The 14,067-nt window shown below is 62.0% G+C and carries 19 protein-coding genes; 13 read left to right on the forward strand and 6 right to left on the reverse strand.

The window, feature by feature from the left end; all coding sequences use genetic code 11:
• The first annotated feature begins 211 nt into the window (after positions 1 to 211).
• From ACE3O2_RS02205 to ACE3O2_RS02245, 9 genes are all read left to right on the forward strand, one after another.
• Positions 212 to 757 carry a cupin domain-containing protein gene (locus tag ACE3O2_RS02205; protein ID WP_374335511.1) on the forward strand — a complete coding sequence of 182 codons (546 nt, stop codon included), beginning with the start codon at positions 212 to 214 and terminating at the stop codon, positions 755 to 757.
• A 53-nt stretch (positions 758 to 810) separates the two neighbouring features.
• Positions 811 to 2,304 carry an aldehyde dehydrogenase gene (locus ACE3O2_RS02210; RefSeq protein WP_374334645.1) on the forward strand — a complete coding sequence of 498 codons (1,494 nt, stop codon included), beginning with the start codon at positions 811 to 813 and terminating at the stop codon, positions 2,302 to 2,304.
• Between the two features lie 153 nt (positions 2,305 to 2,457).
• The gene (locus ACE3O2_RS02215) at positions 2,458 to 3,102 is read left to right on the forward strand and encodes an FMN-binding negative transcriptional regulator (protein WP_374334646.1); all 645 of its coding nucleotides are present in this window, start codon (positions 2,458 to 2,460) and stop codon (positions 3,100 to 3,102) included.
• Between the two features lie 39 nt (positions 3,103 to 3,141).
• Positions 3,142 to 4,347: a VWA domain-containing protein gene (locus tag ACE3O2_RS02220; protein ID WP_374334647.1), complete on the forward strand. Its 1,206-nt coding sequence runs from the start codon at positions 3,142 to 3,144 to the stop codon at positions 4,345 to 4,347.
• 65 nt (positions 4,348 to 4,412) lie between these two features.
• Positions 4,413 to 4,850 (forward strand): type II toxin-antitoxin system RatA family toxin, encoded by a 438-nt coding sequence (locus tag ACE3O2_RS02225; RefSeq protein ID WP_374334648.1) that lies wholly within the window; start codon positions 4,413 to 4,415, stop codon positions 4,848 to 4,850.
• Complete coding sequence (locus ACE3O2_RS02230; protein ID WP_374334649.1) at positions 4,837 to 5,151, forward strand: RnfH family protein; 315 nt, start codon at positions 4,837 to 4,839, stop codon at positions 5,149 to 5,151. The genes ACE3O2_RS02225 and ACE3O2_RS02230 overlap by 14 nt, the downstream gene beginning before the upstream one ends.
• A complete protein-coding gene (gene flgA, locus ACE3O2_RS02235) occupies positions 5,148 to 5,828 on the forward strand; it encodes a flagellar basal body P-ring formation chaperone FlgA (protein WP_374334650.1) in 681 nt (226 codons plus the stop codon). Before ACE3O2_RS02230 ends, flgA begins: the two co-directional genes overlap by 4 nt.
• Positions 5,829 to 5,955: 127 nt before the next feature.
• The gene (gene flgM, locus ACE3O2_RS02240; protein WP_374334651.1) at positions 5,956 to 6,264 is read left to right on the forward strand and encodes a flagellar biosynthesis anti-sigma factor FlgM; all 309 of its coding nucleotides are present in this window, start codon (positions 5,956 to 5,958) and stop codon (positions 6,262 to 6,264) included.
• A complete protein-coding gene (locus ACE3O2_RS02245; protein ID WP_374334652.1) occupies positions 6,264 to 6,737 on the forward strand; it encodes a flagella synthesis protein FlgN in 474 nt (157 codons plus the stop codon). Before flgM ends, ACE3O2_RS02245 begins: the two co-directional genes overlap by 1 nt.
• Before the next feature lie 6 nt (positions 6,738 to 6,743).
• On the opposite strand, the gene motD is transcribed toward ACE3O2_RS02245, so the two are convergent.
• The gene (gene motD, locus ACE3O2_RS02250) at positions 6,744 to 7,520 is read right to left on the reverse strand and encodes a flagellar motor protein MotD (RefSeq protein ID WP_374334653.1); all 777 of its coding nucleotides are present in this window, start codon (positions 7,518 to 7,520) and stop codon (positions 6,744 to 6,746) included.
• Positions 7,521 to 7,750: 230 nt separating this feature from the next.
• Here motD and trxB point away from each other — a divergent pair, with 230 nt between their 5' ends.
• Together trxB and ACE3O2_RS02260 are read left to right on the forward strand one after the other, a co-directional pair.
• On the forward strand, positions 7,751 to 8,704 hold the full coding sequence (gene trxB / locus ACE3O2_RS02255; RefSeq protein ID WP_374334654.1) for a thioredoxin-disulfide reductase: 954 nt from the start codon (positions 7,751 to 7,753) through the stop codon (positions 8,702 to 8,704).
• 5 nt (positions 8,705 to 8,709) lie between these two features.
• Positions 8,710 to 9,273, forward strand: a complete 564-nt coding sequence (locus tag ACE3O2_RS02260; protein ID WP_168876249.1) for a Smr/MutS family protein — start codon at positions 8,710 to 8,712, stop codon at positions 9,271 to 9,273.
• Here ACE3O2_RS02260 and ACE3O2_RS02265 read toward each other — a convergent pair.
• Positions 9,248 to 9,700: a protein YgfX gene (locus tag ACE3O2_RS02265; protein ID WP_374334655.1), complete on the reverse strand. Its 453-nt coding sequence runs from the start codon at positions 9,698 to 9,700 to the stop codon at positions 9,248 to 9,250. The two genes, ACE3O2_RS02260 and ACE3O2_RS02265, sit on opposite strands and share 26 nt — an antisense overlap.
• 70 nt (positions 9,701 to 9,770) lie before the next feature.
• Here ACE3O2_RS02265 and ACE3O2_RS02270 point away from each other — a divergent pair, with 70 nt between their 5' ends.
• Positions 9,771 to 10,769 (forward strand): folate-binding protein YgfZ, encoded by a 999-nt coding sequence (locus tag ACE3O2_RS02270; RefSeq protein ID WP_374334656.1) that lies wholly within the window; start codon positions 9,771 to 9,773, stop codon positions 10,767 to 10,769.
• Positions 10,766 to 11,050, forward strand: a complete 285-nt coding sequence (locus ACE3O2_RS02275; RefSeq protein WP_374334657.1) for a DUF4936 family protein — start codon at positions 10,766 to 10,768, stop codon at positions 11,048 to 11,050. The genes ACE3O2_RS02270 and ACE3O2_RS02275 overlap by 4 nt, the downstream gene beginning before the upstream one ends.
• Here the strand turns inward: ACE3O2_RS02275 and ACE3O2_RS02280 are convergent.
• The 4 genes from ACE3O2_RS02280 to ACE3O2_RS02295 form a co-directional block, all read right to left on the reverse strand.
• On the reverse strand, positions 11,038 to 12,240 hold the full coding sequence (locus ACE3O2_RS02280) for an MFS transporter (protein ID WP_374334658.1): 1,203 nt from the start codon (positions 12,238 to 12,240) through the stop codon (positions 11,038 to 11,040). The genes ACE3O2_RS02275 and ACE3O2_RS02280 overlap by 13 nt on opposite strands.
• Before the next feature lie 151 nt (positions 12,241 to 12,391).
• Positions 12,392 to 12,571 carry a YjfB family protein gene (locus ACE3O2_RS02285; RefSeq protein ID WP_168876254.1) on the reverse strand — a complete coding sequence of 60 codons (180 nt, stop codon included), beginning with the start codon at positions 12,569 to 12,571 and terminating at the stop codon, positions 12,392 to 12,394.
• A 125-nt stretch (positions 12,572 to 12,696) separates the two neighbouring features.
• Positions 12,697 to 13,668, reverse strand: a complete 972-nt coding sequence (locus ACE3O2_RS02290) for a S49 family peptidase (protein ID WP_168876255.1) — start codon at positions 13,666 to 13,668, stop codon at positions 12,697 to 12,699.
• Positions 13,669 to 13,701: 33 nt separating this feature from the next.
• Positions 13,702 to 14,067 (reverse strand): Rieske (2Fe-2S) protein, encoded by a 366-nt coding sequence (locus ACE3O2_RS02295; RefSeq protein WP_374334659.1) that lies wholly within the window; start codon positions 14,065 to 14,067, stop codon positions 13,702 to 13,704.

Below are 14,067 nucleotides of genomic sequence, written 5' to 3' on the forward strand. Positions count from 1 at the left end.
CACTCAACCGTTTAACTTTATCAACAAGCGATTGTTGATATGTCGTGACATGATGATGAAATTACACAACATTCAATACACTTGCTGCAACGCAACAACTTATTTTTAAAGCACTTTTTGCTTTATTTCGACTCATTCTAGTTTAAAAAAATAGACTTTGGCAAGGCTATTGTTTATTATATTTTACACACTGAATGAGGTAGCCATGTCTATTGAGGTTAGCACGCGATTGCGCATCGTCCGGGAAAAGTACGGCCTGTCCCAGCGCGAACTGGCCAAACGGGCGGGCGTCACCAATGGCACCATCTCGCTGATTGAGCAAAACCGGGTCAGCCCCTCGGTGTCCTCCCTGAAAAAGGTACTGGAAGGCTTGCCCATGTCGCTGGCCGAGTTTTTTACCTTTGAGCTAACCGAGAGCAAGCCCTCCCCGTTTTTTGAGGGTGACAGTCTGCCCAATCTGGGCAATGAAAAAATCGAATTCTGCCTGGTCGGTTCCGGCGTCAAGGAGCGCAATATGTGCATCATGCGCGAACGCTACCAGCCGCACTCGGATACCGGCGTGGAAATGCTGCGCCATGAAGGCCAGGAAGGCGGTGTGGTGGTGCGTGGCGAGCTGGAGCTGACCGTAGGCGAAGAAACCCGCGTATTGAAAGCTGGTGACGCCTATTACTTCGACAGCAGCCTGCCGCACCGTTTCCGCAACCTGAGCGACGACATCTGCGAGGTGGTTTCGGCCAACTCGCCACCGACATTCTGATCCGAACCATGATGCCGGGCCGCACCCGGCCCAACTGAAGAGGAACACCCAGCATGGCAAGCAAAACCCTCAACGACTGGCAGCAACGGGCGCAATCGCTGAAGATTGAAGGCCGGGCGTTTATTGATGGCGCTTATGTGAATGCCGCCAGCGGCCAGACCTTTGATTGCATCAGCCCGATTGATGGCCGCCTGCTGACGCCGGTCGCCGAATGTGGTGAAGCGGACATCAACGCTGCCGTGGCGGCCGCCCGTCGCGCCTTTAACCAGGGCGTCTGGGCCGGGCTCAACCCGCGTGCGCGCAAGGCGGTGATGCACAAGTTTGCCGACCTGTTGCGGGCCAACCTGGACGAGCTGGCCCTGCTGGAAACGCTGGACATGGGCAAACCGATTGGCGATTCCACCACGGTGGACATCCCCGGTGCCGCCTACTGCGTGCAATGGTATGGCGAAGCCATCGACAAGATCGGCGGCGAGATTGCCCCAGCCGATCACCATCTGGTGGGTTTGGTGGATCGGGTGCCGGTCGGTGTGGTCGCCGCCGTGGTGCCGTGGAATTTCCCGATCCTGATGGCCTCATGGAAGTTTGCCCCCGCCCTGGCCGCGGGTAACAGCGTGGTGCTGAAGCCATCGGAAAAGTCCCCGCTCACTGCCATCCGCGTCGCCGCCCTGGCCAAGGAAGCCGGCATTCCGGACGGGGTATTCAACGTGGTGCCCGGTGGCGGTGCTGCTGGCAAACTGCTGGCGCTGCACATGGATGTGGATTGCCTGGCCTTTACCGGCTCCACCGGAGTCGGCAAGCAGATCATGCAATGCGCTGGCCAATCCAACCTGAAGCGGGTGTGGCTGGAGCTGGGCGGCAAGTCCGCCAATATCGTGCTGCCGGATTGCCCGGACATGGAGCGCGCCGCACGCAGCGCCGCCGGTGCCATCTTCTTCAATATGGGCGAAATGTGTACTGCGGGCTCACGCCTGCTGGTTCATCGCAGCATCAAGGATGCATTCCTGGAGAAAGTACGCGAAGCTGCCAAGGCCTACACCCCCGGCCATCCGCTGGATCCGTCCACCAATATGGGCGCCATTGTTGATGGCATCCAGCTGGAGCGCGTGCTGTCCTATATTGCGATCGGCAAGGGCGAAGCCAAGCTGCTGACTGGTGGCGAACGTGCCGAGCCGGTCAGCGGCGGCCACTACGTCCAGCCCACCATGTTCGACTGCCCAACCGGCAAGGAGCGCGTGGCGTGCGAGGAAATCTTTGGCCCGGTGCTGTCGGTGATCACCTTTGACACCGTGGAAGAAGCCATCCGCATTGCCAATGACAGTGATTACGGTCTGGCCGCTGCCGTATGGACTAGCGACCTCACCTGCGCCCACGACACCGCCCGCCAGTTGCGCGCCGGGACCGTGTGGGTGAATTGCTACGACGAAGGCGGCGACATGAATTTCCCGTTCGGCGGCTTCAAGCAATCCGGCAATGGCCGCGACAAATCGCTGCATGCGCTGGAAAAGTACACTGAACTGCGTTCCACCCTGGTGCGCCTGCGCTAAGCACCCCACCAGATTTCCGTCACCCGTTTCCTCATGCCGCCCACCGCAAGGTGGGCTCTTTTTTGGCCTGTCGCTCTCTCAAAAAGTGGCTCCATGCCACTTCATCCATGTGCGCTATGCTGGGTACCTGATTCAACGAGCCGGATGCGCATCATGCCTATTTATCTGCCCCGCCACTTTGAAGGTGACCTGAGTGCCGCTCGCCAGCTGATGTGTGAGCGCCCCTTTGCCACCCTGATCACTGCAGACGGTGATGACCCGTGGATCTCCCATGTCCCGGTGCTCTATCAGCCGGGCGAACAGGAGGACGAGCTGGGTAGCCTGCTATTCCATCTTGCACGCCCCAATCCGCACAATGCGGTATTGCTGCAGGGCGAGAGCACCCTGGTCTTCCATGGTCCCGACGCGTACATCTCGCCCAACGACTACGCCGAGCCCCAGCAGCATGTTCCCACCTGGAATTTTGCCACGGTGCACGCACGGGTACGGGCCATACCGCTGGAAGGAGAGGAGGCACTGGTTGCCATGCGACAGCAAGTCAAAGCCTTTGAGGAAAATGCCACGCAGCCTTGGCAGCTGGATGAGTCTGACGCAAGACTGATGGGCATGTTCCGTGGCATCTCGGTGTACCGGCTGCAAATCACTCGCCTCACCACCAAATTCAAGCTCAGCCAGAACCGTAGCGCGGAAGACCAGCGCCGGGTCCGCCTGAAAACCACACCGCCCGCGCCCTGGGGTCGGACCTGTGGGGAATGGATGCAGCACCTGCAAATTGGTACCAGTCACCCAGCGGATTGACCCCCGCTCACGGCCCGGGGGTCGGTGTACAATGGCAGCATGACCGATCCCCGCGCCCTGCCCGTGTTGCTGGACTTCCTGCTAACCTTGCGTCAAGCCGGGGTACCGGCTTCACTGCGCGAGCACTTGACCTTGCTGGAGGGCATGCAGCGTCGGCTGGTCGAGCCTGGCCTTGAGTCTTTCTACCACTGGGCTCGTCTGTGCTATGTCAAGGATGAGCAACACTACGACCGCTACGACCGTGCCTTCGGCCAGTTCTTCCACGGCAAGGAAGGATTGTTGAGCGACCTGCAGCGCGAGCTGCCTGAGGACTGGCTGCGCCATGAGCTCACCCGCCTGCTGAGTGAAGAGGACAAGGCCCGGCTGCAGGCCATGGACTGGCAGCAACTGATGGACACCCTCCAGCAACGGCTGGCGGAACAGCATGAGCGGCACGCAGGCGGCAACAAGTGGATCGGTACCGGCGGTACCTCACCGTTTGGCGCGCAGGGCTACAACCCGGCCGGGGTGCGAATCGGTCAGGCGGAGTCTCGCCACCGCAAGGCGGTCAAGGTGTGGGATCAGCGCCTGTTCCGCAATCTGGATGACCAGGTCGAGCTGGACACCCGCAATCTGAAAGTGGCGCTACGCAAGTTGCGCCGCTTTGCCCGACAAGGCGCGGCGGAGCTGCTGGACCTGCCAGCCACCTTGCGCTCAACCGCCCGGCAAGGCGGCCTGCTGGACCTGCAGTGGATGCCTGAGCGCCACAACACCATCAAGGTGTTGCTGCTGCTCGATATCGGTGGCTCCATGGACGACCACATCCGCCTGTGTGAAAAGCTGTTCTCCGCTGCCCGCAGCGAATTCAAGCATCTGGAAACCTGGTACTTCCATAATTGTGTGTACGAGCGGGTCTGGCGTGACAACCAGCGCCGCTGGACCGAGCACACTCCGACCGATCAGCTGCTGCACACCTATGACCGCAGCTACAAGCTGATCGTGGTGGGCGATGCCAGCATGAGCCCCTACGAGCTGCTCTACCCCGGCGGCAGTGTGGAGCACAATAATCCCGAATCCGGCCTGACCTGGCTGGGCCGACTCTATCAGGCCTATCCGGATCATGTCTGGCTCAATCCGGTGGCAGAAAACCATTGGGACTATACCGAGTCCAATCACTTGATCCGCGAGCAGCTGGGCGACCGCATGTTCCCGTTGACGCTGGACGGACTGGACCGCGCCATCCGTCGCCTACTGCGCAAGGGCTGACGCAGCGCGGCAGCGAAAACTGTTAAAATGGGCCTGCAGCTGCTCGAAAAAGGACGTTGTTTCACATGGTTCAGGTTGAACAGTCGGTACTGGTGGAATACACCCCGGCCCAGATGTACGCGCTGGTGGAGCGCATTGAAGATTACGCCAGCTTCCTGCCCTGGTGTCAGGCCAGTGAAGTGAGCGAACGGGACGATGTGCAGACGGTGGGCACCTTGCACCTCAACTACCACGGCGTCAAAAGCCAGTTCACCACCCGCAACCAGAAAACCCCGGACCGCGAAATGCACATGACGCTGGTCGATGGCCCCTTCCGTGCGCTGGCCGGTTACTGGCGCTTTACCCCGCTGGGCGAACACGCCTGCAAGGTGGAGCTGCAACTGCAGTATCAATTTTCCAGCAGCGTGCTGGAAAAGCTGATCGGCCCGGTGTTTCACCGGGTGTCGCATACCTTGGTGGAAGCCTTCGTCCATCGTGCCGGACAGGTGTATGGCAGCGTCTGACCCCATTCCGGTCGAGGTGGTGTACGCTGCGCCACTGCAGCAACAGGTCTACCGCCTGCTGCTGCCTGCAGGCACCACAGCGCAGCAGGCGGTCGAGCTATCCGGGGTGTTGCAAGCCTACCCGGAACTGCAGGCGCAGCCGCTGACCCTGGGCATCTATGGCAAGGCGGTCAAGGCTGAACAGCCATTGCGCGCGCGCGACCGTGTGGAAATCTATCGCCCTTTGCTGGGCGATCCGAAGGAAATTCGCCGACGGCGTGCTGCCGAAGCGCAGCAGCGCCGTACACAAGGAACATCATGACATTTCGCTGGCTGCTCTGCCTGCTGCTCCCCGGCCTGCTGCACGCCGCCACGCAAGACCCTCAGGCACTGCGCGAAGCGGTCGCCGACTTTGCCTATCAGCAATTGCGCAGCATGCCGGGCGAAGTCACGGTCAGCGTGGGCAGCCCGGACCCGCGCCAGAAGCTGCCCGCCTGCCGCAAGCTGGACCCTTATCTGCCTGCAGGTGCGTTGCTGCGTGGTCGCACGCAATTGGGCGTCCGCTGCCTGGACGGCGCCAACTGGTCGCTCACGCTGCAGGCAAAAATCTCCATCGTTACCGACGTGGTGTTCAGCAGCCGCCCACTGACCGCAGGCACCCCGCTGGTTGCGGGTGATCTGCAGCTGCAGCGCCGTGATCTGGCCGACCTGCCTACCAGTGTGCTGACGGACCCTGGCCAAGCAGTGGGGCGCAGCCTGCTCACCTCGGTTGCGGGAGGGCAGCCGCTGCGCAGTGAGCTGTTTCGAGCTCCGTTTGCGGTGTTGCAGAATCAGCAGGTGCGGCTGGTCGCGCAAAGCGACGCCTTCCGCATCGAGACCATCGGCAAGGCACTGAGCAATGCACAGGTGGGTCAGGTGGTGGGCGTGCGCACTGACAGCGGACAGGTGGTACAAGGTGTGGTGCAAGGCCCCGGCGTGGTGCTGGTCACTGTAGAATAAGGCCTGCAAGCCCGGTCAATCCTGGTGCTTTGCTTTTCTGCAGATTTTGGTTAAAGTTTTCTGCGGAACCGTCGATAATGGCTATAGGCGGCCGTGTATAGTTGCGCCGCATGCCGGGAGAAGTACCATGAAAGTCGACAACCAGGGTCGCCCACTGACCACGCAGCCCACGACAGCCGCTCCGGCCCGTGCGCGGGTGGACAATCAGGGCAGCGCGCCTCGTGCCGCACAGCAGGATACCGTCAGCCTGTCCGCCTCGTCACAGCTGCAGGCCGCAGAAAAAGCACTGGGCAATGTGCCGGTTGCCAATGCCGACAAAGTACGCGAAATCAAGGAAGCCATTGCCCAGGGCAAATTCAGCATCAATGCCGAAGCGATTGCCGACGGTCTGATCGACAGTGTGAAAGACCTGCTGGCTGACCGCAAGGCGCGCTGATGACCGCATTGCCCGATACCCTGTTGAGCCTGCTGGGTGAGCAAACCCGCAGGCTCAATACATTTTCCAGCCTGCTGGAGCAGGAAACCCTGGCCCTGCAACAGGCCGATATTGAGGCGATGAGCCGCTTGAACCCGGACAAGCTGCAGCACGCCGAACAATTGCAGTGGCTGGCACGTGAATTACGTCAACTGTTGGCCCCGCTGGCCGGACAGGATGATGTCACCCTGCAGCGGGACTGGCTGCACCAGCAGCTAAGCGCGCATCACCCCGCCTTGCTGCAGCAATGGGAGGCAGCCGCCCAGGCTTGCCGCGTGCAGAATGAACGCAATGGCCAGATGATCGAGCAGCAGCTGCGCTTCAACCAGCAGGCGCTGCACACGCTGCTGCCCACCCCTGATCCCTTGTACGGCATTGACGGCCGCATGGGTGACGACAGCAACAACGCCCGCCGCGACTACGGCAAGGCGTAACCCCTCTTACAACGCAGGCAAGCTGGCGGCTTCGTCGGAAGACTCCGCCAGGATCGTGACTTGCACCCGCCGGTTCTTGGAACGCCCACCTTCATCCGCGTTGCTGGCCTTGGCACGATTCTCGGCGTAACCGATGGCCGACAGCCGGTCCGGCTTCACCCCGCGCTCGACAAACAGCCGGATCACACTGCTCGCCCGCGCCGAAGACAGCTCCCAGTTGGAGGGATACTGCGGCGTGCTGATTGGGGTGTTGTCGGTATAGCCTTCCACCTGAATAGCGTTCTCTTCCCGCGCCAGCAAATCTGCCACCGCCGACAACACTTTCACCGAATCCGGATTCAACCGCGCGTCCGCCGGTGCAAACAGCACACTGGCGCTGATCTCCAGCGAAATCCCCCGCTTGGTCTGGCTCACCTTCACCTGACCTTCATTGATCATCGGCTGCATGACTTTGAGCAGGTCGGAGCCCAGGGTCTTCATGCGCTGGGTGGTCTGCTGGGCCTCCGGGTCAGGTTGCACCAGTGGCGGGATCCGGGTGGGGCGGCTGGGTAATTGTGGGGCCGTCTGCGGGTCCGGCAAGGTCACCAGCTGGCTATTGGGTGCCCCCTGGGCCTGGAACGCCTGCACCAGGGAATCAGACAGCACCCGGTATTTGCCCTCGTTGACCTGTGAAATGGCATACATCACCACAAAAAAAGCAAACAGCAGGGTAATGAAGTCCGCGTAGGACACCAGCCAGCGCTCGTGATTTTCGTGTTCTTCTTCGTGCTTGTGGCGCCGCATGCGCTCCTCCTGCCAAAGGACAGCTGGCCTCATTATAGCCGAGCGACCACCGGTCCTACCATAAAGCCAGACTATCATGGACTTAGCGAGAATTCATTGCAGGCGGCCCGCGGGCAGACTATGCTGGCGACCAACTCGCCGCCTTGGCCGCGGCCTTGCTAAAATACGCTTGAACCCCATCTTATCGGGAGGGGCAACCAGCCCTACCCCACTCAGACAAGGCAAACATCATGTCCAGTACACACGCCAAACTGCTGATTCTTGGTTCCGGTCCAGCCGGCTACACCGCAGCCGTCTATGCCGCTCGCGCCAACCTGAAACCGGTGATGATCACCGGCATGGCCCAGGGCGGCCAGCTGATGACCACTACAGAGGTGGACAACTGGCCGGCTGACGCCGACGGTGTGCAAGGCCCGGAGCTGATGCAGCGCTTCATGCAGCATGCCGAGCGTTTTGGCACGGAGATGATTTTCGACCAGATCCACACCACCCACCTGAACGAGAAACCGATCCGTCTGGTCGGCGACAACGGCGAGTACACCTGCGATGCCCTGATCATTGCCACCGGTGCCTCCGCCCAATATCTGGGCCTGCCGTCCGAGCAGGACTTCATGGGGCGTGGCGTGTCCGGCTGCGCCACCTGCGATGGCTTCTTCTACCGGGGTCAGGCCGTTGCCGTGGTTGGTGGCGGCAACACTGCCGTGGAAGAGGCGCTGTATCTGTCCAACATCGCCAGCCATGTGACACTGATCCACCGCCGCGACAGCTTCCGCGCCGAGCGCATCATGATCGACCACCTGATGGAGAAGGTGAAGGAAGGCAAGATCAGCCTGCAGCTCAACAGCGTGCTGGATGAAGTGCTGGGCGACGACAGTGGCGTGACCGGTGTGCGCGTGAAGGTCAACGACGGTTCGCAGAAAGACATCACGGTCAGCGGCTGCTTCATCGCCATCGGCCACAAGCCGAACACCGACATCTTCAGCGGCCAGCTGGAAATGGATGGCGGCTACATCGTCACCCAGGGTGGCCGTAACGGTAATGCCACCGCCACCAGCGTGCCGGGCGTGTTTGCTGCCGGTGACGTGCAGGATCACATCTACCGTCAGGCCGTAACCAGTGCCGCCAGCGGCTGCCAGGCAGCGCTGGACGCCGACCGCTACCTGCAAAGCCTCGGCAAGCTGTAAGCGGCGTGGCCAAGCCACGACACCTGCCCCTGCCCGCCCGCCGCGCACTCAGCGTGGAGGAGCGGGCCTTGTTTCAAGCCGTGGTGGGGGATGTCACACCGCTCAGCGTGCCGGAACGACGCAGCCTGCAGCCGCGCCGCCTGACGCCGCTACCCGCGCCCGCTCGCCCTGTTGCGCACGCCCCGCTGGCGGTGAGCGCGCCGGAGTGGATCGAGCTGCACGCCCACGGCGAGCTGCTGCATTACCGCGACCACAGCGTCAGTCATCGCCTGCTGCACGAGCTGCGACGTGGCCACTGGCCCATCGGCGCCGAGATCGACCTGCACGGCGTCACCCGAGAAGAAGCGCTGCACCTGCTGGGCGCGTTTCTGGGCGAAGTCCGCCAGCGCGGCATCCGCTGCGTGCGCATCATCCATGGCAAGGGGTATCGCTCGCCGGGCGGTCAGTCCGCCCTCAAGGGACTGGTACGGCACTGGCTGACCCAGCTGCCACAAGTGCTGGCCTTCAGCGAAACCCGCCCGCAGGAAGGCGGCAGTGGTGCCGTCAAGGTGCTGTTGCGTCAGGCTTAGTCCGCTCCGGCCCCAGCTGGCGCAGCCCCCGCTGCAGCGCCGCCCAGTCATCCGCGGGCAACTGGTCGCGCAACAACAGGCATCGTCTCACCCGGCCTTGCTCATCCCGCAGCGACAGGCTCAGCAAGGCTTGCCACAGCACGCTCCGTGCCGGGTCCAGCTGCCACAGCGTTGTAGCCTCGCCCGCCGTTTGCCCAAGCCAAACCCCGTCGGCATTCACCCCGATGGCACGCGGGGTTTGTCGTCGAAGGCTGGCCACGACACGTGGCCACCACAGCAGCGCCAGCAGCAGCACGATTGCGCTGCTGATACCCCGCCAGGGTCCGAGTGGCAACTGCCACGGCACGATCGCCAGCAGCAGGCTTTGCAGAAGCAGCAAGCGGGGCAAACGCCGCGAGGGCTGGAGCGGGTACAAAATGGCGGTCATGCGGTACAATATCCGAGTGTTTTGATCGGGAATAAAGGAAGGCACGATGCAGGCAGCATGGCAGACATTTTTGACAGGTCTTGGCGCCGTTGTCGAGCAAGACCGTGTGCAACACTTTGGTGACGCGCAGCAGGCACTGGACGCCGTTGACCAAGGTACAGTGCTCTGTGACCTGTCGCACTGGGGCTTGCTGCCGTTTGCCGGTGACGAAGTCAAAAGCTTCCTCAACGGCCAGCTGTCCAGCGATGTGCTGCAGCTGGCGGACGATCAAAACCAGTACAGCTGCCACTCCACCCCCAAAGGCCGGATGCTGGGCAACTTCCTGCTGTGGCAGCAGGATGGCCGGGTGGTGCTGCAAGTGTCGCCGGACCTGAAAGAGGCGCTGCAGAAGCGCCTGTCCATGTACATCCTGCGCGCCAAGGTCAAGCTGACGCCGTGGGAAGAAGCCCCCGTGATGCTGGGTCTGGCAGGTCCGGGCGCCGCCGCCCTGCTGCACACTACGCTGGCGGCTCCGGCGCTGGCTGAGCACGGCACCTGGTCGCACGACGGCGTCACCCTGCTGCGTAGCCGCGGTGAACGCTATCAATTGCTGTGCAGCGTGGCGCAGGCCATGGCCCTGTGGCCACAGCTGGCAGCTGGCGCCACCCCGGCGGGAGCCGATGCCTGGCTGCTGGGCGAAATCCGTGCCGGCATTCCCTGGATTACCGCCGCCACCCAGGATGCCTTTGTCGCGCAAATGGTCAATCTGGAGCTGCTGGGGGGTGTCAGCTTCCGCAAGGGCTGCTATACCGGGCAAGAGATCATTGCGCGTACCCAGCATCTGGGCAAGGTGAAGCAGCGCCTGTTCCGGGTAGCCTTCGAGGTTCCCGCCCAGGCAGGCGACGCACTGTACAGCCCGGATCTGAATGGCCAGGCCAGCGGTACATTGCTGAATGTGGTACAGACCGCCCACGGTCACTTTGAAGCGCTGGCCGTCCTGCGGCTGGGTAGCATGGAACACGGCATGCACCTGCAAGCCATGGATGGCCCGGCCATCCGCGTGCTCGATCTGCCCTACCCGCTGGAATGAGTCTCTCACTGTACGTCTACTACAAGGTCGCGCCCACCGAGCAGGCCGCGCTATGGCCTGCGGTGCAGCAACTACAAGCCCGCCTGGCGACGCTCTGTCAGCGGCTAGAGCTGCAGCGCCGCTGTGACGATGCCCATACCTGGATGGAATGCTACCTGGGCATCACCGACCGTGCTGCGTTTCAGCAGCACATGCAAGCGGCGCTGCAGGCCATACCGCAGCCTTGGCCAGTCCGCCATGAGGAGTGGTTTACGCCACTAGACTTTCCTCAGCAACGCTGACTGGCCGGGTTGACCCTGCCTTGCCGCCGTCCCCAGAAACTCAGCACCCCCACCGCCCCCATGAACAGGGCCATGCCCAGCAGCAGGGAGCGCGTCTGTGCCATGCTGTGTACCAGCCCGACCGAGGCCCCTGCCAACGGTTGCGACAGGTTGTTGAACAGGATCATGGCCCCGGTCACCTTGCCGAAGTCCCCGGCGGGAATCACCTGCTGGCGCTCACTGCGCATATAGATCGAATACGATTTATCGAAGCCGGTAATCAGCAGATAACCCAGCCAGTAACCGAGGTACGTCGGGCTCAGCGCGACCAGCAAGCCACCTGCCATGATGCTGAAATAGCTGAGGATACCCAGCAAGCGCTGTGGCACGCTGACACGGGCAATCAGCAGCAAGGTCATGACGGTGACCGCCGCCGCCCACGCCTGCAGCGTGGCATAGCTGGCTTCGCTGCGCAGGTAGAACCCGGTGACCAGCGCCGCGCTGGTTGCCAGCACGCCCCCCAGCAGCAGGTTGATGGCCGCAGCTTGCCCCACCAGCCGCGGCAAGCCCGGCAAACGCCATACCAGCACAAACGCCCGCAGCAGTGCCTGCCCCCAGGGCTCACGCTCATTCGGCTGCCACCCGCTCATCTGACTGTAGCGCAGCCAATGCCCGGCACCGAAATCTGCCAGCAGAAAAATGGCGGACGCCACCATGAATCCGCCTTGCCAGCTCCACCATTTCAGCAATCCGGCGGCCAGCAGCGGCCCCAAAACCATCCCCAGCTGGTCTGCCAGCTGGGCCGATGAGGCCACCTGCTGATAGGGCTGCTCCGGAAACGCCTGCGGCAGCACCACTTCACGTGCGACGAAACCCAGCCCGGTCAGCACGCCGCATACAGCGGACAAGCCGATCAGCCAGCCCAAGCCGCCCCACACCATGAAGCAGGCAATGCTCACCAGGCTGATGATGGCCCGGCTGCGCTGGCTGATGCGCAGTAGTTTGACGGGCGACACCCGGTCACACAGGATGCCGAACAGCGGGAACATCAAATAGCGCGGCAAGGTTTCCAGCATGAAGGCTAGGCCGGACCAGCCCACATTGCGCGTCTGCTGGTAGACCACCAGCGGCACCAGAATCAGCAGCACCTGATCGGCCAGCCGGGCCAGAAACAGTGAGCCAAAGAATGAGCTTGCACCTCGGGATGCCATGACGTTCTCCACATGGAGTTGCTACTTTCACGTCAACCAGCATACCCTTGGTTTATTTGAATAAACAGTCAGTTACCAAAAGGAAACTGCTGAAACCGGCGCAAAAAAACCGGCCTTGGCCGGTTTTTTTGCTGTCCATGCTGCAAAGTGCTCAGGCTTTGACATCCACATTCTGCCCCAGGTTGGGCGGATTGTTATAGCTGGGCTTCTGCGGCTCCGGCAGCGACTGCAGCAGGGTACTCACCTCATTACGCTTGGACTCCTGCGCCTTTTTCAGGGCGTAGATCTGGGCCTTGCTGCTTACATCTGCAATCTGGCTGCTGCCGTCCATGGTGAACTCCTGCTGCGCCGAAGGGCGCGGTTTATGCTTGAGCTTACAGCCTAGCGCAAGCCCCGCGAAAATGCAAAGCCGGGCAAGCAGCTGTCAGACCAGATGCCCACCCAGCCGACCAACGGTCAGCGCAAGCGCACCGACTCGGTCTGTCCGGTCACGCCCTCGCTGAAGCTGGTGCCCAGTCGCTTGGCTACGCGGTCGGCCAGACTTTCAGTCAGGGTGTAATCCACCAACTGATCCGCCTTGATCACCTCGCGTGCCACACTGTCGGTGGTGCCAAGCGCGTCGGTCAGGCCCAGCTCAATACTCTTGGCACCGTGCCAGACCAGCCCGGAGAACATATCGGGCGTTTCCTTCAGACGGGCGCCGCGACCTTTGCGCACCACGTCGATAAACTGCTGGTGGATGTCAGCCAGCATCTGGGTAACGTAGGCTTTCTGCTTGTCGTTCATCGGCGAGAAGGGGTCGAGGAAGCCCTTGTTCTCTCCGGCGGTAAACAGGCGGCGCTCCACCCCCAGCTTTTCCATGGCTCCGGTAAAGCCAAAGCCATCCATCAGCACCCCGATCGAGCCCACCAGACTGGCCTTGTCGACATAGATGCGGTCTGCCGCCACGGCCACATAGTAGCCCCCGGAGGCACACAGGTCCTCGACCACCGCATACAGCGGCGTGCCGGGGTGCAGCTTGCGCAGACGACGGATCTCGTCATGGATGATGCCCGCCTGCACCGGGCTGCCGCCCGGGCTGTTGATCAACAGCACCACTCCCTTGGTGTTCGGATCCTCAAACGCCCGGCGCAGTGCGGCATTGATGTTGTCCGCGCTGGCCACGCTCCCCGGTGCAATCACCCCCTCCAGACGCACCACCGCCGTATGCGGCGTCGTGCGGCCTGCCATCTGGCTACCGGCCAGCCCCAGTACCAGCAGCAGCGGCACCAGCAGGTAGGCAAATCCCAGCAACTTGAAGAAAATGCCCCAACGGCGCTTGGCACGCTGTTCCTTGACCACATCGCGCACCAGACTCTCGAGAATCTTGCGCTCCCACGGCTGGCTGCCATCCTGCGGCAGGGTTGTCTGCTCCGGCTTGTTTTCCATACAGTCCTTCCAGGTTAATCGCTTGTCGTACCCTCAGGGTAACTGGATCGAGTCTGCTTCGATCGGCCAGCCGCAGTATACGCCATCGGCTTGCTCTGTCAGCGGCACCGCCTGCAGGTAAGCCCCCCGGCAGGGTCCGCCCAGGCATGCACCGGTATCCGGGGCATACCAGGCCCCATGCATGCTGCAGATCAGGTACTGGCGGGACAAATCAAAGAAGTCGCCGGTTTGCCAGTCCATCATCACCGGCACATGAGCGCAACTGTTCTGGTAGGCATAGACCTGCCCTCGCCAGCGTATGGCAAAGGCCGGCTCAGGTCCGCGTGCAGTCATGACCCGAAAGCAGACGGCCTTGCCGGACTCCTGCAAATCGCTACCTGCACACAGATACTGCGCCAT

This window comes from Leeia sp., assembly GCF_041909055.1.
Lineage (GTDB): Bacteria > Pseudomonadota > Gammaproteobacteria > Burkholderiales > Leeiaceae > Leeia > Leeia aquatica.